This is a genomic window from Alkalithermobacter paradoxus (assembly GCA_002029295.1).
GTDB classification, from domain to species: Bacteria; Bacillota; Clostridia; order Peptostreptococcales; family Peptostreptococcaceae; genus Alkalithermobacter; species Alkalithermobacter paradoxus.
Genome location: MZGW01000004.1, coordinates 109196 through 133243 on the forward strand (window position 1 = coordinate 109196; position 24048 = coordinate 133243).

A 24048-nucleotide genomic window follows, 5' to 3' on the forward strand; every position below is an offset into this window, starting at 1 on the left:
ATGGTTTCAGCAGGAGATTTTAGAAAAGGAGTTACTTTTGAAAAAGATGGAGAACCTTGTTTAGTAGTTGATTTCCAACACGTAAAACCAGGTAAAGGTGCAGCTTTCGTAAGAACAAAGTACAGAAACCTAAAAACAGGAGCTATAAGAGAAGAAGCATTTAACCCAGGAGATAAATTCCCTAAAGCTAATATAGATACAAGACAAATGCAGTATCTATACAACGATGGAGAATTATACTACTTCATGGATAATGAAACATTCGAGCAAGTTCCTTTAAATTATAGCCAAGTTGAAGATGCAATAAAATTCTTAAAAGAAAATGATAGTGCTACAATAAGATTCTATCATGGTCAAGCTTTCCAAGTTGAAGCTCCAAATTTTGTAGAACTTGAAGTTACAGAAACAGAGCCAGGAATAAAAGGAGATACAGCTTCAAACGTAACTAAATCAGCTACAGTAGAAACAGGAGCTACAGTTCAAGTTCCACTATTTATAAATACTGGAGATAAAATCAAAATAGACACTAGAACTGGAGAATATCTATCTAGAGTTTAATTTTGAATTGCTTTGGATATACTATAAAGTAGATTATGTTAAATCTATCTTAAATTTCCTCTATATAGAGGAAATTTGACTATTAAGTAGAATATTATTAAATAAGGTGATAAGTGGCTAATTATTAGCCACTACCTAAATATAAGGAGGTATATGCCAATGCAACACTTATATGAAAGAGTAGCGTATTTACATGGATTAGCTGAGGGGTTAGGAATCAGCGAAGAAACTAAAGAAGGAAAGCTTTTAACTCACATCATCGATGCATTAGAAGATATAGTTGATGCAGTTGTAGAATTAAGCGAAGAACAACAAGAATTATCAGATTACATAGAATCAGTAGACGAAGATTTAGCAGATATTGAAGATGAATTATATGAAGAAGATGAAGAAGACGAAGATGATGACATAGAGTACTTAGAAGTTGAGTGCCCAGAGTGTGGAGAAGAAGTAGCAGTAGATGAAGATTTATTATATGATGAAGATGTAGATATCATCTGCCCATCTTGTAGAGAAATAGTAATAGCAAGTCATGATGATTGCTGTGATGACAATTGCTGTTGTCACGAAGATGATGATGATTGCTGTTCACACGATGAAAAGTAATAACATATATTATAAAAAGTGACTGCAAAAGCAGTCACTTTTTATAATGTATGATAGCTTAAAATAACACTATAGGAGGAAGACATGATATATAAGACAAACGTAAAGAGTGTAATAGAAAAATTTGAGAAAAAAATAAAATACAGTTTTAAAAATAAAGAATATATAATAGAGGCATTAACTCACAGTTCTTACGCTAATGAAAGTAAACACTTAAATATCAAGCACAATGAAAGATTAGAATTTTTAGGTGATTCAGTACTAGGAATAATCGTAAGTCATCATTTATTTGTAGACCAAAATAAATTACCAGAAGGAGAGCTTACAAAGCTAAGAGCCAACATTGTATGTGAAGAATCGTTAAGTGAAGCTGCTAATAAACTAAATCTAGGACAATATTTATTATTAGGAAAAGGTGAAGAAGCAACAGGTGGAAGAGAAAGAATATCTAACTTAGCTGATGCCTTTGAAGCAGTTATAGGAGCTATTTATTTAGATAGTGGAATGGAAAATGCTAGGAAATTCATAATGGAGACTATGAGTGAAATAATAGACAATTCTATAAAAGGTAAAGTATTTAGAGATTATAAAACTCATCTTCAAGAAGTACTTCAAAGCAAAAACGGTGAAAAAATATCATATGAACTTGTAGAAGAGTTTGGACCAGATCATAACAAGAAGTTCTTAATGCAGGTTAAAGTAGGTGAAAATGTACTAGGATTAGGAGAAGGAAAAACGAAAAAAGAAGCAGAACAAAAGGCAGCAAAAGAAGCTTTGCAAGGAATTGATAACATATGAAAAGAAGAATAATACCTATATTTGTACCGCATAGAGGCTGTCCTCATGATTGCATTTTCTGTAATCAAAAGAAAATAACAGGAGTATCTACAGATGTAACCGCCCAAAATGTAAGAAATATAATAAATGAATATCTTACTACTATAGATGAAAATGCCCATATAGAAGTAGGTTTCTTTGGTGGTAGTTTTACAGCTATAGATATAAATGTTCAAAAAGAATTACTTTCAGTAGCTAAAGAGTATGTAGATAAGGGAATAGTGAAAGATATAAGGCTTTCTACAAGACCAGATTGTATAGATGATGATATTTTAAAAATTCTTAAAGAAAACAAAGTTACAATAATAGAGCTTGGAGTACAATCATTAGATATAGATGTATTAAACCAAAGCATAAGAGGTCATAGTGATATTGATGTTATATCATCATCAAAACTAATAAAAAAATGGGGATTTAAGCTAGGCCTTCAAATGATGGCTGGTCTTCCTGGAGATACTGAAGAAAAGTGCATATACACTGCTAAAGAATTTGTAAAGCTAAATCCTGAATTTGTAAGAATATATCCAACCTTAGTTGTAAGAGACACGGGACTTGAGAAGCTTTACAATGAGAACAAATACAACCCTTTTGATATAGAAAAAACTATTGAGATAGTGAAAAAATTATTAGTTTTATTTTATATAAATAACATAAATGTAATAAGGGTAGGGCTTCAGCCTACAGAAGATATATCACTAGGTAAAGAGATAGTAAGTGGGCCATATCACCCCGCTTTAAGAGAAATTGTAGAATCTAGAATATATAGAGATTATATAGAGTGGACAATAAATCAAAACAACATTAAAGAGGAAATGATTATCTGCACAAATAGAAAAAACATTTCGACTATAGTTGGTAATAAAAAAGCTAATAGTAAATATATATACGAAAAATACAAAGTAAAAATAAAAGTAGAGGATACAGATATGTCTAAAGATGAAATTAAGGTTGTATATAATAATACGTCTCAAAATATAAGCTTGAAAAATATATACAAGAACTTATACTATATGTATAACCTTAATTAGGGGGGGATTTTGTTGCATTTAAAGAAAATAGAAATCAGAGGATTTAAATCTTTTCCTAGCAAAACTGAGATAATATTTGAACAAGGAATAACATCTATAGTAGGACCAAATGGTAGTGGAAAAAGTAATGTGTCTGATGCTATAAGATGGGTACTAGGAGAACAAAGCATAAAAAGTTTAAGAGGAGACAAGCTTGAAGATGTAATATTTGCTGGATCAGAAAATAAAAAACCGATGTCTTTTTGTGAAGTAGCATTAACTATAGATAATAAAGATGGAATTTTAGATATAGATTATAGTGAAGTAACAATAAAAAGAGTTGCGTACAAATCAGGTGAAAGCCAATTTTATATAAATAATAAATCCTGTAGACTAAAAGATATAAAAGAGTTACTCTTAGATACTGGAATAGGCAAAGAAGGATACTCAATAATAGAACAAGGGAAAATTGATGAAATACTGAGCGGAAATGTATCTAGTAGAAGAAAAGTATTTGAAGAAGCTGCTGGAATATCAAAGTACCGATATAAAAAAGAAGAAGGAGAAAAAAATCTAAAAATCACAAAAGAAAATTTAAGTAGAATATGTGATATATATGATGAAATTGAAAAACAGTTAAGACCTTTAGAGATTCAAAGAGAAAAGGCGATCAAATATGTAGATTTAAAAAAAGAGCTAAAAAGTCTAGAAGTCAATAGCTATCTAAAGGAAATAGAAGCTATAGATACTCAGCTTAAAGAATTATGCAGTCACAAAGAAATACTTCAAAATCAGTTAATGAACTTAGAAAACAAAAAAGATAAAGAAGAAAAAAAGGTATATACTCTAGAAGAAAACTTAAATAAATTAGACCTTAAGATAAATGAACAAAACGAACAATTATACTCTCTAAAGATAGAAATAGACCACAAAAAGTCAGATTTAGAGCTCTTAAATGAAAAAATAAAGAATATAGAATTCAATCAGTCTAAAAATGAAAAAGAAATAGTTACGCTAAAAGAAACAATGCTAAAAAATGATGAATATATAACAAACCTTAATAAAAGCAAACAAGAAATAAGTGAAAGATTAGGAAATCTAAAAAAAGAAAAAAATGATATAGATAGCACTATACAATCTTACAATGAAGATTTGAAGAATAAACAAAAAGAAATAGAAAGACTCAAAGATGAGATAATAACTATACTAGACGAGAAAAACAAGAAAAACGCTAAATTATCTAGCTTAAGAACTACATTAGATAATATAAACGAAAGAGAAAAAACAATAAAAAGAGAAATAGAGGATATAAACCAAAATATAAAACAAAAGCATTTCCAGTTAGAACAGTATTTAATCAAGAAGAATGAATATGAAGAAAGATTTAAAAATTTGAATAAAGATAGAAACGAAAAGCACAATAAATCCATCACTATAAAAAACAATTTAGATAATATAAAAGAAAGTATAAACACAGCAAATCTTAAAATAAATGAATATTCGTCAAAGTTAAACATATTCTATGAAATGGAAAAACAATATGAAGGATTTAATAAAGGTGTCAAAGAAGTACTAAAAAATAAGAACCTAAAAAATATTTTAGGTGCTGTAGCAGAGATAATAAATGTTCCAAAAGAGTATGAAACAGCAATAGAAGTAGCACTAGGGGCATCACTTCAAAATATAATAACTGAAAATGAAGAAAGTGCAAAGCATGCAATAGATTACCTAAAGAAAAATAATTTAGGAAGAGTTACATTCTTACCTTTAAATATAATTAAAGGAAGGAAAATAAATAATAATGAAATATCTAATGTAAATGGGGTTTTAGGTGTAGCTAGCGATATAATAAAGTGCGACAATAAGTTCAAAAATGTAGTAGAGCATCTGTTAGGAAGAATAATACTTACTAAAGATATAGATACAGCCATAAGTATAGCCAAATGCACAAACTACAAATATAAGATAGTTACACTAGATGGAGAAGTGTTTAATGCAGGAGGATCACTAACTGGAGGATCAATAAAAAGTGTAAATAATTTACTATCTAGAAAAAGAATGATAGAAGAATTTGAGAAAAATATAAAAATTGAAAATGAGAATTTAAACAAATTCAAAAACTATAAAATCCAAACTGAGCTTGAACTTGAAAGAATATATAGTGACTTAAATGATTTGGATATAAGAATAAAAGAAGAAGACAAACTAATACTAACAAATCAATCAAGCATATACAAAGTAAATGAAGAAATAGAAAGTCTTAATAGCCTAAAATCTAAGTTAGAAAGAGAAGAAAAAGGCTTAATACAAAATATAAATTACACAAATGAACTTATAAATGCTACCTTATCTGAAATAGAAGATACAAACAAAAAAAGCATAGCTATAGAAGAAAGAGTAAGTTTTATAAATGATGAAAAATTACAGAAAGAAAAATTATACGAAAAAGATGTAGCTATATACAATGAAGTAAATCTAGACATAGCTAAGCTTTCAGAAAATCTAAAAAATATTCAAAAAGACATAGAAAGAATGTGTGAAGAAAAACAAAGCTTAGAAAATATAATAAAGTCTAAGGAAGAAGAAATAGCAAATAATAAATCTTTTAAGCAAGATCTAAGCGAAAAGCTTATATTAGTAAGAGTCGAAAAAGAAGAATTAAAAGAAAAGTTAAATGATATAGAACTTAGCCTTAAAGAATGCAAACTTCAAAGAGAAAATATATTAAGTCAGCTCAAAGATAATAAAGAAAATTTAAAGCATACTGATGAGCAATTTATAGACTTAAAAGAAAGTATATATAAATTAGAAAGTAAGCTTGATAAATTAGAATTAAGTCAAGAAAGTTACTTTACAAAGCTATGGAATGATTACGAAATAACATTTTACGAAGCTCTAAAGATAAAAGATGAATTTATAGTTATAGATAAAAAGAGAATAGATAATATAAAAAGAGAAATAAAAAATCTAGGAAATGTAAATGTAGATTCTATAAAAGAGTATGAAGATATAAAGGAAAGATACGATTTATACAAAGAACAAAAGGAAGATTTAGAAAGCTCAATAGAATCTATAGAAGAGCTAATAAAGGATATGGAGCAGAACATGAAGTTTGAATTTAGTAAGAACTTCGAAAAAATAAATGAAAATTTCAAAGTAGTATTCCAAAAACTATTTGGAGGAGGACATGGAGAGCTAAGGCTTACAGATCTTTCTAATATATTAGAATGTGACATAGAAATAACAGCTCAGCCTCCTGGTAAGAAATTAAAGAACATAAATCTTTTATCTGGAGGAGAAAAAGCACTGACAGCTATATGTATATTATTCTCTATAATACTTGCTAAGCCAACACCATTTTGCATACTAGATGAGATAGAAGCACCATTAGATGATGCTAATATATATAGATATGGAGAGTTCCTTAAAGAGTTATCTTCTAAGACTCAATTTATAACAATAACTCATAGAAGAGGAACTATGGAAGCTTCTAACTATATATATGGGGTTTCTATGCAAGAAAAAGGCATATCAAAAATAATAAGCTTAAAAATTCAAGATGCACAAAAATTCATAGATGAAGAAGTTATTTAGGAGGCAAAAATGATAAAAAAGATATTTGATAAGTTTTCAAGAAAAGACAAAGAAGTTGTAGAGGAAGTTGTCCAAAGTGAAACTGAAGTACTTGAAGAAGAAATTACAAAAGAGGAAGTTATAGAGCCTGCACCTGAAGAAGTGATTCAAGAAGAAGTTGTAGAAGAAAAAGAAGAAACTTCAAAAGTGAATTTATTCCAAAGATTAAAGGAAGGATTATCAAAAACTAAAAAAGGAATAACAGATAGAATAGACAATGTTTTAAAAGTATATGTTAAAGTAGATGAAGAATTATTTGAGGAACTAGAGGAAATATTAATAACTTCTGATATAGGTGTAAATACAACTATGAAAATAATAGAAGAATTAAGAGATAGAGTAAAATCTAAAAAAATAACAGAAGGATCAGGAGTTAGAGAAGAACTAAAAGATATTATTACAGAAATGCTTGAAGGTGAAGAAGAAAAACTAAAAGTAGATCCATCTCCTGCAATTATATTAGTTGTAGGTGTAAATGGAGTTGGAAAAACTACAACTATAGGAAAACTTGCTAACAAATTCAAAAAAGAAGGAAAATCTGTTTTATTAGCAGCAGGAGATACATTTAGAGCTGCAGCTATAGATCAACTTGAAATATGGGCAAATAGAGTAGGAGTTGACATAGTAAAGCACTCAGAAGGATCAGACCCTGGAGCTGTAGTATATGATGCTATAAAAGCTGCACAATCTAGAAAAGCAGATATACTAATATGTGATACTGCAGGAAGACTACACAACAAGAAAAATCTTATGAGTGAACTTGGAAAAGTATTCAAAATAGTTGAAAAAGAATACGAAAATGCGACAAGAGAAGTTTTACTTGTAGTTGATGCAACAACAGGACAAAATGCAGTACAACAAGCTAAAGTATTCAAAGAAGCTGCAAATATTACAGGAATAGTACTTACTAAATTAGATGGTACTGCTAAAGGTGGAGTAGTGCTAGCAGTAAAATCTGAACTAGATGTTCCTGTTAAACTTATAGGAGTAGGAGAAAAAATGGAAGATCTTCAAGAATTCAACGCAAAAGAGTTTGCAAAAGCATTATTTGAATAATAAATTAATAAAAAGGTTGACAAGATATATCATCTATTATAGAATACTTGTGTAAAGGTTAAACACTTTACACAGTATTTCTTCTTTCATAAAGACTTTTAGGAAGTGGTATCTTGGATATAGACAAGTTAGTAAAGATAAACATATTATTTGATTTTTATGGAGAGCTTTTGACTGAGAAGCAAAAAGAAGTAATAAGCCTGTACTATAACGAAGATTACTCCTTGAGTGAAATAAGCGAAAACTTAAACATATCAAGGCAGGCTGTCTATGACAATTTGAAAAGATCAGAGAAGATACTAATAAGCTATGAAGAAAAACTAAAGCTTGTAGAAAAATTTGAGAAAAAAAACAAGCAAATTGAAGAAATATATACAGGACTTGTCGAAATAGAAAAGCAAATTGTATCCAAACAATGTAGCGAATATGTCCCTAAGATTAAGAACTTAAAAGAAATTTGTAGGGAGTTGTTAAAATGATTTTTGAAGGATTATCTGAAAAGCTACAAAATGCCTTAGGAAAATTAAAAGGAAAAGGCAAATTAAGCGAAAAAGACGTTAATGATGCTATGAGAGAAGTAAAACTTGCACTTCTTGAAGCAGATGTTAACTTTAAAGTAGTTAAAGATTTTATAAGTAAAGTAAAAGATAGATGTGTAGGACAGGATGTAATGGAAAGTCTAACTCCTGGTCAACACGTAATAAAAATAGTTAATGAAGAGCTTACATCTTTGATGGGAACTGTTCAAAGTAGAATAAGTTTTGCATCTAAGCCTCCTACAATAATAATGCTTGTAGGACTTCAAGGGGCAGGTAAAACTACAACAGGTGGTAAGCTTGCTGGATACCTTAAAAAACACCAAAGCAAAAGACCTTTATTAGTTGCTTGTGATATATATAGACCAGCTGCTATAAAACAGCTTCAAGTAGTTGGTTCTAAATTAGATATACCAGTATTTGATATGGGAGATAAACAAAATCCTGTGGATATAGCAAAAGCAGGTATAGAACATGCAATAAAAAAAGGAAACGATCTTGTTATAATAGATACAGCAGGTAGACTTCATATAGATGAAGATTTGATGAATGAGCTTAAAGATGTTAAGCGAGAGGTTAAGCCTCATGAAATTTTACTTGTTATAGATGCTATGACAGGTCAAGATGCTGTAAATGTAGCTGAGAACTTCAACGAAGCATTGGGAGTAGATGGAATAATACTTACAAAGCTTGATGGAGATACTAGAGGTGGAGCGGCTCTTTCAGTAAGAGCAGTAACACATAAGCCAATAAAGTTCATAGGTATGGGTGAGAAGTTAGATGACTTAGAACCATTCCATCCAGATAGAATGGCATCTAGAATACTTGGTATGGGTGATGTACTAAGTTTAATAGAGAGAGCTCAAGATGCAATTGATCTTAAAAAAGCAAAAGAAATGGAAGATAGAATCAAAAGTCAACATTTTACATTTGAGGATTTTCTAGACCAACTAGAACAAGTTAAAAAATTAGGTCCATTGAATGAATTAATAGGAATGATTCCAGGCCTAGGAAATGCAAAAGAATTAAAAGATGTAGACTTTAATGATAAAGAACTAGTAAAAATACAGGCTATTATTCAATCTATGACAAGAAAAGAAAGAAATAATCCTGCTATATTAAATGCTAGTAGAAAAAGAAGAATAGCTAATGGTAGTGGAACTAAAGTTCAAGATGTTAATAGACTACTAAAGCAATTTGAACAAACAAAGAAAATGATGAAGCAATTTGCAGACATGGAAAAAGGCATGAAAAAGGGAGGAAAGTTAAAGCTACCTTTCTTTGGAAGATAAATATTAACTTTATGAGGAGGTGAAACAAATGGCAGTTAAAATAAGATTAAGAAGAATGGGTGCACACAAAAAACCTTTCTACAGAATAGTTGTTGCTGATTCTCGTTCTCCAAGAGATGGTAAGTTCATCGAAGAGATAGGATACTACAATCCTGTTTCAAATCCAAAAGAGATTAAAATAGATGATGAGAAGGCTGTTAAATGGTTAAATACAGGAGCTCAACCAACTGATACTGTTAAGTCTTTATTCAAGAAAAACGGTATAATGGAAAAGTTTGATGCTTCTAAAAAGGCTGAATAATTGTCCTTTTTTAGGAGGTGAATGTCATGAGAGAATTGGTAGAAAAAATAGCCAAATCTCTAGTTGACAACCCAGATGAAGTAACTGTTTCTCAAGAAGAAGAAAACGGCTCTTTAGTTATAAAACTTAAGGTTGCACCTTCTGATATGGGAAAAGTTATAGGCAAACAAGGCAGAATTGCTAAAGCTATAAGAACTTTAGTAAAGACTGCTGCAGTTAAAGAAGACAAAAAAGTAATAGTAGAAATTCTCTAATTGAGAATACTAAAAAGGATTAGGTATAGCCTAGTCCTTTTTCTATAATTTAAAAGTAGGTGATGTTATGCAAAAACATTTCAAAATAGGACAAATAGTAAATACTCAAGGACTAAGAGGAGAAATGAGAGTATATCCACTCACGGATTATAAAGAAAGATTTGAAGAGATACAGTGGGTATACATAGGAGACGATTTTAATAATAAGCATTTCATCGAAAAAGTAAGATACAAAAACAGCATGGTAATACTTAAAATAAAAGGTATAGATGATATAAATCAAGTTGAAAGACTAAAAAATAAGTACCTGGTAATACCTAGAGAAAATGCAAGAGAACTTGAAGAAGACACTTATTTTATAGCAGATCTTATAGGTCTTGAAGTATACACAGTTAATGGAGAGTATGTTGGTATATTAGAAGATGTAATGCAGCCAGGAGCTAACGATGTTTATGTAATAAAAAATGGATCGAAAGAATACCTAATACCTGCTATAAAACAATTTGTACCACACATAAACATGAATGAAAGAAAAATTATAATAGATCCGATAGAAGGAATGATATAATGAGATTTCATGTTATGACACTATTTCCAAGTATATTTGAAGCATATATGAATGAAAGTATAATGAAAAAAGCAATAGAGAGCGAAAAGATAGAAGTTAATATATATAATATAAGAGATTTTTCTACAAATAAACATAAGAAAGTAGATGATTATCCTTTTGGAGGAGGGGCAGGTATGGTTATGACTCCCCAACCTATATATGACACATACAAGCATATAGTACAAAAGTATAATATACAAAATCCTAGGGTTATATACTTAACTCCAAAAGGAAAAGTATTCAATCAATCTATGGCACAGGAATTTTCTAGTGAAGAAGATATAATACTTCTTTGTGGACATTATGAAGGAATAGATGAAAGAATAATAGACTTAATAGTTACCCATGAAATATCAATAGGAGATTATGTTTTGACAGGAGGAGAACTTCCAGCACTTATAGTTATAGACTCAATATCAAGGTTAATTCCAGGAGTATTAGGTCAGGAAGAATCATTCACTGAAGAAACATTTAAAGATAATCTATTAGAGTACCCTCAGTACACTAGACCAAGAGAATTTATGGGACATACAGTTCCAGATGTTCTTTTATCAGGTAATCATAAGATGATAGATGAGTGGAGAAGAAATAAGTCGATAGAAATAACGTTAAAGAGAAGACCAGACTTAATAAAAGAAGCAAAATTAACGGATAAAGAGAAAAAATATGTAGAAAAATTATAGGAATCTATTGCAAATTAATGGCATAAGTGCTATAATCTAATTTGTTGAAAATAACGGGCGTTCCTCTGGTATTTGAATATTTAAGAACGTCTAGGATCAGGAGGAGTAAAAATGGATATAATAAGAGCTATTGAAAACGAACAATTAAGAAATGATTTACCAAGCTTCGGAGCAGGAGACACTGTAAGAGTACACCTTAAAGTAAAAGAAGGTAAAAGAGAAAGAATCCAGATATTTGAAGGTGTAGTATTAAAAAGACAAGGTGGAGGAGCTAGAGAAACTTTCACTGTAAGAAAAATATCTTTCGGTGTTGGAGTTGAAAAAATACTACCAGTACACTCTCCAAAAATCGAGAAAATCGAAGTAACAAGAAGAGGTAAAGTTAGAAGAGCTAAGCTTAACTACTTACGTGATAGAGTTGGTAAGAAAGCTAAAGTTAAAGAAGCTATACTTCCTAGAGAAGTTAAATAATTTAAAAGATATTGGGGGCTGCTTTGCAGTCCCTTTTCATATATATTAAGGATGTGGTTGATATGCGTAAAAAGAAAAAAGTAAACAAAAGAGAAATAGATAAAGTAGAAAAAGTTCAGGATCCTAACTCAATGCATATTAATTGGTTCCCAGGGCATATGAAAAAAACCAGAGAGCTACTAAAAGAGAATTTAAAATTAGTAGACTTAGTTGTTGAACTTTTAGACAGTAGAATACCTTACAGTAGTAAAAACCCTGAAATAGACAAAATAATAGAAGGAAAACCTAAAGTAGTAGTTCTTAATAAGGCTGACCTTGCTGACCCTCAAAATCTTAAGTTATGGAAAGATTATTATGCAGATCATAACATAAAAGCTGTTGCGGTAAATACACTGACAGGAGAAGGAATAAATGCCCTTATAGAAGAGTGTAAAAATGCGACAAAAGAAAAGATGGAGGCTTTAGTTAGAAAAGGTAGAAAAGAAAGACCTATAAGAATTATGATAGTAGGAGTTCCAAACGTAGGAAAATCATCTATAATAAATAGACTAACAGGTAGAAAAAGTGCACAAACTGGAGATAGACCTGGGGTAACCAAAGGAAAACAATGGGTTAGATTAAAAGGGAATCTAGAACTTTTAGATACACCTGGAATACTATGGCCTAAGTTTGAAGATGAGAGAGTTGCACTAAACTTAGCATTTACAAGAGCAATAAAAGATGAAATACTAGATATAGAAACATTAGCACTTAAATTTATAGAAAAGCTAAGCAAAGTTGCTCCTGAAAAACTCATAGAAAGATATAAAGTAGAAATAGGAGAAACTCCTCTTGAAACTATGGAGAATATAGGAAGAAAAAGAGGATGTATAGTTTCGAAAAATGAGCTAGACTACACAAGAATAGCAAATATAGTTTTAAATGAATTCAGAGAAGGAAAAATAGGAAAGGTTACACTTGAAGTTCCATCTGATATAGAAGAGAAAGAATAATTCTTTCTCTTTTTTTTGAAAAAACACGTGAAAGTAGAGGATAAAACATGTTAGAAAAATTAAATGTAAAGCAAATAAACGAAATAATAAACAATCTAGAAACTCATGAATACCTAAAATATATAGATATATTAAAAAATGATAAAAGAGCATCAGTACAAAAAATAGCACTCAAACTTGCAAAGAAATTAGATGATATAAGAAAAGAAGAAATAAGAATTCAAAACATGAAGATATTTGAAAATGAGGGCTACAAAAGAGGATTTAGATACATTGGAGGAATAGATGAGGCTGGAAGAGGACCACTAGCTGGACCCGTAGTTGCAGCTGTAGTAGTATTAAGTGAAGATACAATAATAGAAGGAATAAATGACTCTAAGAAACTAAGCCTAACAAAAAGAGAAGAACTATTCGATATAATAAAAGAAAAGGCGATAGACTATGGAATAGGAATTGTAAATAGTGATGAAATAGACGATATAAATATATTAAATGCCACATATAGTGCAATGAAAAAAGCTATAAACAATCTAAAAAATACTCCTGACTACCTACTAATAGACGCAGCTAAAATACCATCTATAGATATACCTCAAAACTCAATAATAAAAGGAGATAGCAAATCTATATCTATAGCTGCAGCAAGTATTTTAGCAAAGGTAACAAGAGATAGAATAATGGAAGAATATGATAGTGTTTACCCACAATACGACTTTAAAAAGCACAAAGGGTATGGAACTAAAGAGCATTATGAAGCTATAAAGACATATGGAATAACCCCTATACATAGAAAATCATTCCTAAAATCTATAATAAACGGTGATTAATATGAAAATTACAAGCAATACACATTATTGCTTTATTCCAAATTCTAACATATCTACAGAAGATACAAAAGCATTAGTAGAAAAGCACAATTCTAATGAACAAATAGATTTAAGTCTAAATAAATTAATAAATGATCTTAATGTGCCAAATACAAAAGAAAATGAAGAAATCATAAAACAAATGATAAAAGAAAACATTACAGTTAATAAAGAAAATTTTAAAACAATAAAAGAAAATCTATCTTCATTTAAAGCTTTATCAAAATTCAGTAACGAAGAAATAAAACTTTTAAATGAAAGTATAGACGATATAGAAAACAAAGAAGTTAGACAAGTATTAAGAGAAATATACATAAACAAAAATGGCAAAAATATAGAAAATATATTAAGTGATTTAAAATCAATAAATTTAGAAGAAAAGGACTTAATATTTCTATTTAAGAACAATCTTAAACTAAATTACCAAAATATAAAAACACTAGATGATTTTCTTAAAAAAGGTGAGAATCTAGAAAAAACTTTAGATAAACTATACCAAATAGTAAGCAATTCTAAAGAAACTTCCAAATGTGAAATAAAAGCAATAATAAAAAACATAATAAAAGATTTATCTTACAGTAAGGAAATTAATTTAAATGAAATAAAAAACAACTTAGAACTGCTAGCTAAGAAAATAAATATAAAAGAAAGAATATACAGTGATAAAGAAGAATTAAGTCAAATAAACGACAGACTAAATTTCCTAAACACACTATCTAATGAAAGTATGTACTTTCAAATTCCATTTCAATATAATGGATACAAAAATTTAGCAGAAATTACGCTAAGTAGTAAAAAGAGCAAAACTTCAAAGAACAAGAAAGAGATAAGTATATTTATTTCCTTAAATACCCATAATCTAGGTAAAGTAGAAAGCTTATTAGGATATTGTGATAATAGATTAAATATAACATTTTCATCAGAAAATGAAAAAATAATAAATATGTTTAAGAAAAATGAGTCTAAACTAATAAATAATATAAATTCAATCGGAATAAAAGATATAAATATAAACTACAAAGTAAAGTTAAAGGATAGATTCAACATATTAGAAGAAACAAAAATAGACTACGCAAACTTTGATATACGGGTGTGATGATATGAACAAAAAAGATAAAATTGCAGCAGCACTAAAGTATGATATAGATAAAGACAGTGCCCCAAAACTTGTAGCTAAGGGGAAGGGGTTAGTTGCAAAAAACATAATAGAAAAAGGAAAAGAAAATAATATAACAATATACGAAGATGATAAACTAGCAACACAACTACAAAACATACAGCTTCAAGAAGAAATACCAATAGAACTATATGAAGCAGTTGCAGAAATACTAGTATTCATATCAAAGATAGACTCTCAAAAGGTGAAATCTAATGAATAACAAAGAAAAGGGTGCATTAGGAGAACAAATCGCAAGCAATTATCTTTCAAGATGTGGATTTGAAATTATAGAAAGAAACTACAAAACAAAATGTGGAGAAATAGACTTAATAGCAAAAAAGGAAGCTACAATATCATTTGTAGAAGTTAAATCTAGAAATAGCCTAAATTATGGATATCCTTGCGAAGGGGTAAATATAAAAAAGCAAAATAAAATAAAAACTGTAGCCAAAGAATACATACTTAGAAAAAATCTAAAAAACTTTGACTATAGTTTTGACATAGTAGAAGTATATCTAAAAGATAAAAAGATAAACTATATGAAAAATGCTTTTTAGGAGATGGTAATTTGTTCTACAAAGTTAGTAGTGCAGGAATATTGGGAATAGATGGGTTTATAGTAGATGTTGAGGTAGATTTAAGTAGAGGAATACCAATGTTCAGCATAGTAGGGCTACCAGACACATCTATAAGAGAAGCTAAAGAAAGAATAAAATCAGCAATACAAAACAGTGGATATGAATTTCCTAACAAAAGAATAGTTATAAATCTATCCCCTGCTGACATAAAAAAGGAAGGATCTCACTTTGATCTTTCAATGGCAGTAGGTATATTACATAATCAATATACAACCGTTGAAACTGATATCAAAGACATATTATTTTTAGGAGAATTATCTCTAGATGGAAAGTTAAAGAAAGTAAAGGGAATTCTCCCTATAATAATAGAGGCCAAAAGAAAAAACTACAAAAAAGTGTTTCTACCAGTAGATAATCTAAAAGAAGCATCATTCATAGAAGGAATAGACCTTTATGGTTTTGATACTTTAGATAAGGTTATCAAATTTTTAAACAAAGAAACAGATATAAGTCCATACAAAAGAGAAATAAATGTAACCATATCACAATATCAGACATTAGATATGGCAGATATAAAGGGAAACTATTCTTCGAAAAGAGGAATGGAAATAGCCTGTGCAGGAGGTCATAATGTTCTGATGATAGGCCCACCTGGATCAGGAAAGACAATGATAGCTAAAAGGTTAGAGACTATACTTCCACATCTATCACTAGATGAATCTATAGAAATAAGCAAAATATATAGTGCAGCAGGACTCATAGATGAAAATGAAGGAATAGTAAATAAAAGACCATTTAGATCACCACATCATACTACTACCAAAACTGCTTTAATAGGTGGTGGAGCTGATGCAAGACCTGGAGAAGTTGTTTTAGCACACAAAGGGGTATTATTTCTAGATGAGCTACTAGAATTTGATAAGAAGATACTAGAAACACTAAGACAGCCAATAGAAGATAAGTATGTCAATATTTCAAGAGTAAAGATGAATCTAAAGTACCCATCAGACTTCATGCTAATAGCGGCTATGAACCCTTGTCCATGTGGATACTACAAAGACATAACTAGAGAATGTAAATGCAAAATGAATGAAGTAAATAAATACCTAAATAAAATATCAGGTCCAATGCTAGATAGATTCGATATATTTATAGAAATGTCTGCATTGGATTATGAAGACTTTGATAGTCAAACTGATACAGAACCATCAATTGAAATAAAGAAAAGAGTAGATGCTGCAAGATATATTCAACAGGAAAGGTACAAAAACAGTAATATAAAAACTAACAATCAACTCAGCACAAAAGATATAGACAAATACTGCTACCTTGATAAGACTTGCAAAGATTTCTCAAGACAAATACTTAGTAAATATAAATTAAGTTCACGAAGTTACTACAAACTACTAAAAACTGCCCGAACAATAGCAGATCTAGACAGTAGCGAAAATATAAATATAAGTCATTTAGCTGAGGCTATATCCTTTAGAAAAGCATACTTTACTTACTGGGGATAAGCCTTGATATTAAATCCCTTACCATATCAGTAAGGGATTTAATGTCTTTCAATAAATCTAACCTCTCCCTTATCGTTAATTAGAGAAAACTCAACAAATGCCGTACTATGAACAACAGAGCCAGACTCTCCTGTATTATTACTTTTTATATCCCCTGAGAAAACTGCCTCAATCTTCTTTTTTTCTTTACCTTGTAATACAAATACCTTATCAGTTTTAAGGTCATATTCTTTAGCTACAAGCTCATTTTGTACGATTAAATACTGGTAATAATCTGGTATCGTTATTTTAAGATAGAACTGTTGTGGTATGTTGCTACAGTTTTCTAATTCTAATGTATAGCGTATAAACTCACCATCTTGCCCTGTCTGTATATCTAAAGTATTAGACTTATTTCTAATATAATATATTGAGTTTAGGTCAGTAGACATACTCTTAATAAACTTAACACTATAATTATTCAAAGGAATAGTAAGTTGAAAAATTAGTATAATAGCGATAAGCTTTGCACCCTCACTTTTAAACTTCTTAAATTGTATTCCTGAAAGTCCTACACTAATTAATATTATGCAAAGAATACCTCCATAATACAAGGTTCCTCCCTTGAAATTCACTGGCTTAAATATTCTATTGACAAAAGGAGTCGGATCATTATTTGTATTGAACGAAAGAACAACTCCAATTAGAATTAGCAGTATATATAGTAGTTGTTTATTCTTTCTAGATAAATTTATTTTCATATCATCCCTCCTAATCATGACTTAATAAAAGTATATTCATAAACTTCTACATAAGGTATACAAATCCTCCAAAAGTTAAATCACAAGTGTTTTTATCCTCCATTCTATTACACATATAGCATATAGTGAGAACTACAGTAGATTTATGTGTTTGAATATGCAAATCGGAGTGTATATGACAAAAAAATGAAAGAAATGACAATATCTAAAATGATAAGGACTACATCTGGCGAAGAATTGACATTTGGTGTAAAATTAAAGTATTAATTCATGAAATGAGGGGGTGGATATGTGTCTAATATAGGCTGTATTATTCCGCAAATAAATATTTATTATTGTCAAAAATGTAATGTGCCAGTATTAGTGGATGAAAGTCAACTGAGAAAAAGATGTCCTGATTGCAATGGTGAAATAAATTATGTGGGAACGGATGCAAGAGTAGTATATCCACAAGAAAGGTTGTTACTAGAGTGTGCTATAGGTAAACCTTTAGAATATATGGATAGAAGTGTATGGAATCTAAAGGGCAATAAGTATCTAGTAGATGGGAAAATACTTAATATATCAGTTAAACAACTGACATCTAAGAATCCAGACGAAATAAGACAATGCATAAGAGAATATAAGCATAGAAATAGCTATGAATTTTTTAGAGAGAACATAGAAAAGTTTATACAAGTTAATAAATATAGGCTTAACTTAATAACTGATGAAGCTTGTAGTTACATAAGAAATATATGTTCAGATTACACATTAGATAGTATGTTTGTATCTTTTAGTGGGGGAAAAGATTCATCAGTAGTATCAGACCTTGTTATTAAAGCTCTTGGAACAACTGATATACTTCATATATTTGGAGATACAACTTTAGAGTTAGGATCAACCTATGATTACGTAAAAAAGTTTAAACAGCAGAATGCTAATATATTACTCAGGAACGTAAGAAATAAAGAAAAAGATTTCATAGAGTTAACAAAAAATAGTTTTGGACCTCCATCTAGAGTAATGAGATGGTGCTGTACAATATTTAAAACAGGGCCTATAAGTAGGAAGATAGATGCTTTATTTAAAAATAAAAGAGAAGTTTTAACATTCTATGGAATAAGAAGAAGTGAATCTGTTGTTAGAAGTAAGTATGAAAGAGATTACGAGAGTCCGAAAATTACAAAACAAAGAGTAGTAGGGCCTATAATTGATTGGAAAGATATAGATGTATGGCTATATATACTTGCTAACAATGTGTTAATAAATGAAGCTTATGAATGGGGATACACAAGAGTAGGGTGTTGGTGCTGCCCTAATAATAGTTCTTGGTCTGAGTTTATGAGTAAAATATATGAACCAGAAAGATATAAAGAATGGAGAGAAGTTCTAATTGACTTTGCTACAAAGATAGGAAAGCCAGATCCAGAAGATTATATAGAAGAAGGGGGATGGAAGGCAAGGCAAGGTGGAAACGGCCTTGATGTAAGTCGTACTAAGCTTAATTCACAAAACTGCACTACAGAGCAAAATGCAAAAATATATGAATTAACAAGGCCTATAGAAGATGAACTATATGAACTCTTTAAACCTTTAGGAGTTATAGACAAAGATTCAGGAAGAAGGTTTATTAATGAAGTATTAATTATAGATAATAAAACTAGACAGCCTATAATATCTATACAAGGAAATATAGGAAGCAACAAACTTAAGATAGTTACATTAAGTAACAATAACCCAACTCTTTTAGAAAAGAGGATAGAATGTCAAATAACAAAATATCAAGCATGCATGGAGTGCCTAGCATGTGAAAGTATATGTAAATTTGATGCTATAAAAATAAGAAATAATAAGTATTATATAGATGAAAAAAAATGTACTCATTGTTTAGAGTGTGTTTCTCACTTTACAAACGGATGTTATGTTAAGAAGGTTCTATATACTAAGAAACAAGAGGTGTAGATATGAAAATTAAGGGACATCAAAGTTTTTATATTAGAAGAGGGTGGATTCACAAAGGTATTAAGAAAGTTAATGAGGATAAAAGTATATTTACTAATAAAAAATTAACTTTAACAGACGAATTTGGAATAGGAAGTAACATGGTTACTTCACTAAAATATTGGTTAGATACGTTAGGTTTAGTTGAAAGGAAAAGAAAAGGTAACGAACATTACCACGAGTTAACGCATTTAGGAAACCTAATATTAGAAAGAGATCCATATTTAGAAGAAATTAGCACATGGCAACTTCTTCACTATAATCTAGCAACTAACGAGAAGTTAGCAACTACGTGGTATTGGTTTTTTAATGAATATAACGGGAATAGGTTTAGTAGGGAAAATTTATTTAATAACTTAAATAGATTTATACAAGAAAAGTATGAAAAAGAAGTATCGGAGAGAAGTTTAAAAGATGATGTAAATTGTTTTTTAAGCTGTTATGTTAAAAAAAGAGATATAGAGTCTCCCGAAGATAATATAGAGAGTCCTTTTACAGATTTAGGACTTATAGAAATATATAATAAGAAAAACGGAGAAATAGTATATCAGAGAACTTCTAAAGTGAAGTTAGATGTAAGAGTTGCTTTTCATGTGATGAAAAATCAAGCTAAAGAAAATAAAGCTATGGACTTAAAAAATATAATTTATTCTCCTAATAATATAGGGAAAATATTTAGCTTAAATATGTATGAAGTTATTGATATATTAGAAAAATTACAAGACCTAGGATATATTAACTTCACCAGAACAGGGGGATTAGATTATATAACATTTGCCAAGAGTCCTAGCCTACAAGAAATAATGACAAATATGTTCTAGGAGAGATCAACTATGTTAAAAGATATTGTTAAATTAAATTCAGATATGCAGTCTTCTATAAATTTAAATCTTGATTATAAGGATGAGGGAAAAAAACTATCTTATATACCAACGAAATCATCAATAGAAGTTATAGGTAATATAATTGCATCTTTTAGTAATCCAAATAGAACTAAATCTAAAATACTGATAGGGCCTTACGGTAAAGGGAAATCACACTTAGCACTATATTTAATAGGAATGATAACAGATCACAGTAGAAGTGAAAAAAAATATAACATGATACTTAACAAGGCTTTAGAAGTAAGTAATAATGATAAAAAAGATAATCATTATAAAAGTATCAATAATTTTATTAATTCTAAGGATAAATATTTGCCTGTTATTTTAAACTCTACTCCTTATAATAACGGTTTTGGTGATTTACTTATATATGGACTTAAGAAATCTCTAGAGTTAAATGATTTAGGGAATATAAGACTAGATTTTTATTTTGATAAAGCTGTAGATAAAATAAAGTTATGGCAGAAAGATTATTTAGAAACATATAATTTATTTGAAAGGCTATTAGATGAAGATATAAACGATTTTATAGGTAAGCTATATTCCTATAATGAAGAAGCTTACAAAAAATTTGAAGAGCTATATAAGCAAATAACTTCCGGTGCGGAATTTGAACCTTTACTTTCTGCAAATCCTATAAGCATATATAAAGATGTAAATGAAAAAATAAAGCAATATGGATACAAAGGGATATTTGTATTTTATGATGAGTTTAGCAAGTATATAGAATACCTAGTTTCTAATGATGCGTTTCTAGATATCAAGTTATTACAAGACTTCGCAGAGTTTTGCAACAGATCTAAAGATCAACAAGTACACTTACTATTGATATCGCATAAAAATATAAGTCAATATACAGGAAATCTAGAAAAAAATAAAATAGATCAGTGGAAAGCTATAGAAGGAAGATTTGAAGAAATTCAATATAATGATTTTACAAATCAGCAATATGAATTAGCAGCAGGTAGTATAAAAAAGGATGAAAAATTATGGCACAAATTTAGACTAATGCATAAAGAAAAATTTGAAAATTTGAAAAGAAATATGATAGTCAGGAATTTATTTAAGGATTTGAGCGATGAGGAATTTGAAAATTGGATAATTTACGGAGCTTACCCAATGAATCCTATAACAGCATATTGCTTACCTAGAATATCTGAAAAAGTAGCTCAAAATGAAAGAACACTATTTAGTTTTCTGTGTAAAGATGAAACTAACAGTTTATCAGATTATGTTAAAAACAATAATCGGGAAGTAAAGTTAGATGTTCTGTATGATTATTTTGAGGATAATATAATATCTTTAGGATACACAGATGAAATATATAAAGTATGGAGAAAAGCATCTAATGCATTAGAAAAACTAGAAGAAGATCTAGAGAAGGAAATAGTAAAAACTATAGCTATACTTCATATAATAAATAATTTTTCATTATTAAAGCCGACTAAACAAATAATAAAGTTTCTTTATAATAACGAAGGCTTAAATGCACTAGAAAATCTCATAAGAAACAACATATTAATAGATAGAAAAACTACTTCAGCTTTAGATATATGTAATGATATAGATATTGAGATATTTACAGAAATAAAGAATATAAAGGAAAACTCTAAAAAGGAAATAAATGTAGTAGATTTTTTAAACCTTAATTTCAGCAATATATTTATAGAAAGCAGAAGACATAATGATGATAATTCTATTATAAGATACTTTAAAGTTAAGTTTGCAGAAGAATCTTTAAACGATAGCTATATACAGCAAGATTTAAGGGCCCAAAATAGTGATGGGATTGTTTATATAGTAAACTCACATAACATTATTTTAAACCTAGATAATGAAAGAGCTATATTCATATATGAAAAAATAGATAAACATGTAGAAGAAGATATATACGATTTATGGTCTATAAAGAAGCTTAAAGAGCTTAAGAAAGAGGATATATCTATAAGAAATGAACTAGAAGTAATAGAAAGATCTTATGAAGAAAAAGTTTCTGAGTATATAGATAATATACTTAATATATCAAAAGATAGCATTGTTTTATATAGAAATAAAGAACAGAATTTAAGTAATAAGAAATGCTTAAGAGAGCTTGCATCTAAAATAATGGATGATATATTTGCCAATACTCCTATAATAAATAGTGAAATCATAAATAAAAATAATCCTTCAAAGGTGGTAGAAGGGGCAAGAAAGAAGATAATAGCTGAAATATTGAATCCTTTGAGTAAGACAATAAATTTCAGGAAAGGTAGCTTAGAGTCAACTATACTTAGATCAATATTACTTAAGAGTGGATGTATACATGAATTAGAAAACGAGGGTACTTACAAGTTAAATTATAGTATTTTAAGCAAAGACACTACTTACAATAACTCATTTATTAAACTTGTAAAAGGAATAAATGAAATAATCATAAATTCCTCAGAAGAAGTGAGTTTTGCAAAAATTTATGACTTTATGATTTTACCTGAATATAAGTTTGGTATGAAAAGAGGTCCAATACCTATAATACTTGGATTTATATTAAATAAACATAAAAAATACCTTTTAATTAAGAAAGATGGAGTAGAAGTACAAATAAGTGCTGAAATATTGGAAGATATACATGAAATGCCAGAAAGGTTTGTATTTAGATTAGAAGAAATGACTTATGAAAAGGAAATATATATACAACAACTAGAAGACATTTTCAAAGAATATATAAATGAAAATGATACAGTTTATGATAACTTAACTTATTTAACAATGGGTATTAAAAAATGGTTTTTGTATTTAAGTAAGTATGCAAAAGATGCTAAAAATGAATACAAAGGAAGTTTAGAATCAGAAAGAATAAGTAAGGATATTATTAAATTTAAGAATAAACTTAGAATATTAAATGAAAATTCAATAGAATTTTTATTTAGAGATTTAAAATCTATATTTAACACTCAAGACTATAATGAATTAATATCTAAAATTAAATATGCCAAAGCTAAAATAGATGGTTTAACTAATAATCTATACGAAAAAGTAGAAAGCGATATAAAAAAAGTGTTAGGTCTGCCTGGACAAATATCCCTTAACAACGGGTTATATGAGTTAATAGGGGATATAGATAAATCTAAAAAGTATTCTGGTGGAATAGAAAGTACTTTAATAAATTTTGCTCACGACAAAAAACAATTAAATGACTCTAAAGAATATTTGGACAAACTATCATATATACTTATAGGAATATATATAGGAGATTGGAATGACGGAACACCAAATAATTTCTACAAAAAACTTAGTGAAATAAAATACAACTTAGAAAGCAAAAATGATACTTATAAGGAAGATAATGAAGATATACAAACATTAGAAATTGCTATAACATCAGTGGAACTTAGTGATAGAGGTGAGATGCTATTAAATGATCTAAGGGATACAATAGAAGATTATGGAAATTCTATATCTGAAGAAGAAAAGAGGCAAATATTAATAGAATTACTGAAATAGAT

23 protein-coding genes are annotated in these 24048 nt (G+C 29.0%); 22 read left to right on the top strand and 1 reads right to left on the bottom strand.

Translation table 11 applies throughout. From position 1 onward, the window contains the following. The 19 genes from efp (at window position 1) to CLOTH_RS06925 (ending at window position 16956) form a co-directional block, all read left to right on the top strand. A complete protein-coding gene (gene efp, locus CLOTH_RS06835; protein ID WP_079412416.1) occupies window positions 1-558 on the top strand; it encodes an elongation factor P in 558 nt (185 codons plus the stop codon). A 159-nt stretch (window positions 559-717) separates the two neighbouring features. After that, window positions 718-1164 carry a CD1247 N-terminal domain-containing protein gene (locus tag CLOTH_RS06840; protein WP_079412418.1) on the top strand — a complete coding sequence of 149 codons (447 nt, stop codon included), beginning with the start codon at window positions 718-720 and terminating at the stop codon, window positions 1162-1164. Window positions 1165-1248: 84 nt separating this feature from the next. Then, window positions 1249-1962 (top strand): ribonuclease III, encoded by a 714-nt coding sequence (gene rnc, locus CLOTH_RS06845; protein ID WP_079412419.1) that lies wholly within the window; start codon window positions 1249-1251, stop codon window positions 1960-1962. Beyond that, window positions 1959-3029: an elongator complex protein 3 gene (locus CLOTH_RS06850; RefSeq protein ID WP_079412421.1), complete on the top strand. Its 1071-nt coding sequence runs from the start codon at window positions 1959-1961 to the stop codon at window positions 3027-3029. Before rnc ends, CLOTH_RS06850 begins: the two co-directional genes overlap by 4 nt. Window positions 3030-3041: 12 nt before the next feature. Beyond that, complete coding sequence (gene smc / locus CLOTH_RS06855) at window positions 3042-6602, top strand: chromosome segregation protein SMC (protein ID WP_079412423.1); 3561 nt, start codon at window positions 3042-3044, stop codon at window positions 6600-6602. 9 nt (window positions 6603-6611) lie between these two features. Then, entirely contained in the window at window positions 6612-7697 is a 1086-nt protein-coding gene (gene ftsY, locus CLOTH_RS06860; protein ID WP_079412424.1) for a signal recognition particle-docking protein FtsY, read from the top strand. 113 nt (window positions 7698-7810) lie between these two features. Beyond that, window positions 7811-8176 carry a YlxM family DNA-binding protein gene (ylxM, locus tag CLOTH_RS06865; protein WP_079412426.1) on the top strand — a complete coding sequence of 122 codons (366 nt, stop codon included), beginning with the start codon at window positions 7811-7813 and terminating at the stop codon, window positions 8174-8176. Then, complete coding sequence (gene ffh / locus CLOTH_RS06870; RefSeq protein ID WP_079412428.1) at window positions 8173-9525, top strand: signal recognition particle protein; 1353 nt, start codon at window positions 8173-8175, stop codon at window positions 9523-9525. Before ylxM ends, ffh begins: the two co-directional genes overlap by 4 nt. A 28-nt stretch (window positions 9526-9553) precedes the next feature. Next, window positions 9554-9826: a 30S ribosomal protein S16 gene (rpsP, locus tag CLOTH_RS06875; protein WP_079412430.1), complete on the top strand. Its 273-nt coding sequence runs from the start codon at window positions 9554-9556 to the stop codon at window positions 9824-9826. 26 nt (window positions 9827-9852) lie between these two features. Next, window positions 9853-10080 (top strand): KH domain-containing protein, encoded by a 228-nt coding sequence (locus CLOTH_RS06880; protein WP_079412432.1) that lies wholly within the window; start codon window positions 9853-9855, stop codon window positions 10078-10080. A gap of 67 nt (window positions 10081-10147) precedes the next feature. After that, window positions 10148-10648, top strand: a complete 501-nt coding sequence (gene rimM / locus CLOTH_RS06885) for a ribosome maturation factor RimM (protein WP_079412434.1) — start codon at window positions 10148-10150, stop codon at window positions 10646-10648. Beyond that, a complete protein-coding gene (gene trmD / locus CLOTH_RS06890) occupies window positions 10648-11373 on the top strand; it encodes a tRNA (guanosine(37)-N1)-methyltransferase TrmD (protein WP_079412436.1) in 726 nt (241 codons plus the stop codon). The genes rimM and trmD overlap by 1 nt, the downstream gene beginning before the upstream one ends. 111 nt (window positions 11374-11484) lie before the next feature. Then, a complete protein-coding gene (gene rplS / locus CLOTH_RS06895) occupies window positions 11485-11844 on the top strand; it encodes a 50S ribosomal protein L19 (protein WP_079412438.1) in 360 nt (119 codons plus the stop codon). A 62-nt stretch (window positions 11845-11906) separates the two neighbouring features. Next, window positions 11907-12836, top strand: coding sequence for a ribosome biogenesis GTPase YlqF (gene ylqF, locus CLOTH_RS06900; protein WP_331722048.1), 930 nt, complete (start codon window positions 11907-11909; stop codon window positions 12834-12836). Window positions 12837-12883: 47 nt separating this feature from the next. Next, complete coding sequence (locus tag CLOTH_RS06905; protein ID WP_079412440.1) at window positions 12884-13663, top strand: ribonuclease HII; 780 nt, start codon at window positions 12884-12886, stop codon at window positions 13661-13663. A gap of 1 nt (window position 13664) precedes the next feature. Beyond that, window positions 13665-14798, top strand: coding sequence for a flagellar hook-length control protein FliK (gene fliK, locus CLOTH_RS06910; RefSeq protein ID WP_079412442.1), 1134 nt, complete (start codon window positions 13665-13667; stop codon window positions 14796-14798). Between the two features lie 4 nt (window positions 14799-14802). Further along, on the top strand, window positions 14803-15081 hold the full coding sequence (locus CLOTH_RS06915) for an EscU/YscU/HrcU family type III secretion system export apparatus switch protein (RefSeq protein WP_079412444.1): 279 nt from the start codon (window positions 14803-14805) through the stop codon (window positions 15079-15081). After that, on the top strand, window positions 15074-15418 hold the full coding sequence (locus CLOTH_RS06920; RefSeq protein ID WP_079412446.1) for a YraN family protein: 345 nt from the start codon (window positions 15074-15076) through the stop codon (window positions 15416-15418). The genes CLOTH_RS06915 and CLOTH_RS06920 overlap by 8 nt, the downstream gene beginning before the upstream one ends. 11 nt (window positions 15419-15429) lie before the next feature. Continuing rightward, window positions 15430-16956 (top strand): YifB family Mg chelatase-like AAA ATPase, encoded by a 1527-nt coding sequence (locus CLOTH_RS06925; protein WP_079412448.1) that lies wholly within the window; start codon window positions 15430-15432, stop codon window positions 16954-16956. 38 nt (window positions 16957-16994) lie between these two features. Here CLOTH_RS06925 and CLOTH_RS06930 read toward each other — a convergent pair whose 3' ends face one another. Then, complete coding sequence (locus CLOTH_RS06930; RefSeq protein WP_079412450.1) at window positions 16995-17696, bottom strand: hypothetical protein; 702 nt, start codon at window positions 17694-17696, stop codon at window positions 16995-16997. Between the two features lie 291 nt (window positions 17697-17987). Here CLOTH_RS06930 and CLOTH_RS06935 point away from each other — a divergent pair, with 291 nt between their 5' ends. From CLOTH_RS06935 to CLOTH_RS06945, 3 genes are read left to right on the top strand one after another with little or no spacing between them, the layout of a single operon-like run. Next, the gene (locus CLOTH_RS06935) at window positions 17988-19640 is read left to right on the top strand and encodes a phosphoadenosine phosphosulfate reductase domain-containing protein (RefSeq protein WP_331722049.1); all 1653 of its coding nucleotides are present in this window, start codon (window positions 17988-17990) and stop codon (window positions 19638-19640) included. Window positions 19641-19642: 2 nt separating this feature from the next. Continuing rightward, window positions 19643-20500: a DUF4007 family protein gene (locus tag CLOTH_RS06940; protein ID WP_079412452.1), complete on the top strand. Its 858-nt coding sequence runs from the start codon at window positions 19643-19645 to the stop codon at window positions 20498-20500. A gap of 12 nt (window positions 20501-20512) precedes the next feature. Then, on the top strand, window positions 20513-24046 hold the full coding sequence (locus CLOTH_RS06945) for a hypothetical protein (protein ID WP_079412454.1): 3534 nt from the start codon (window positions 20513-20515) through the stop codon (window positions 24044-24046). The last annotated feature ends 2 nt before the right edge of the window (window positions 24047-24048 follow it).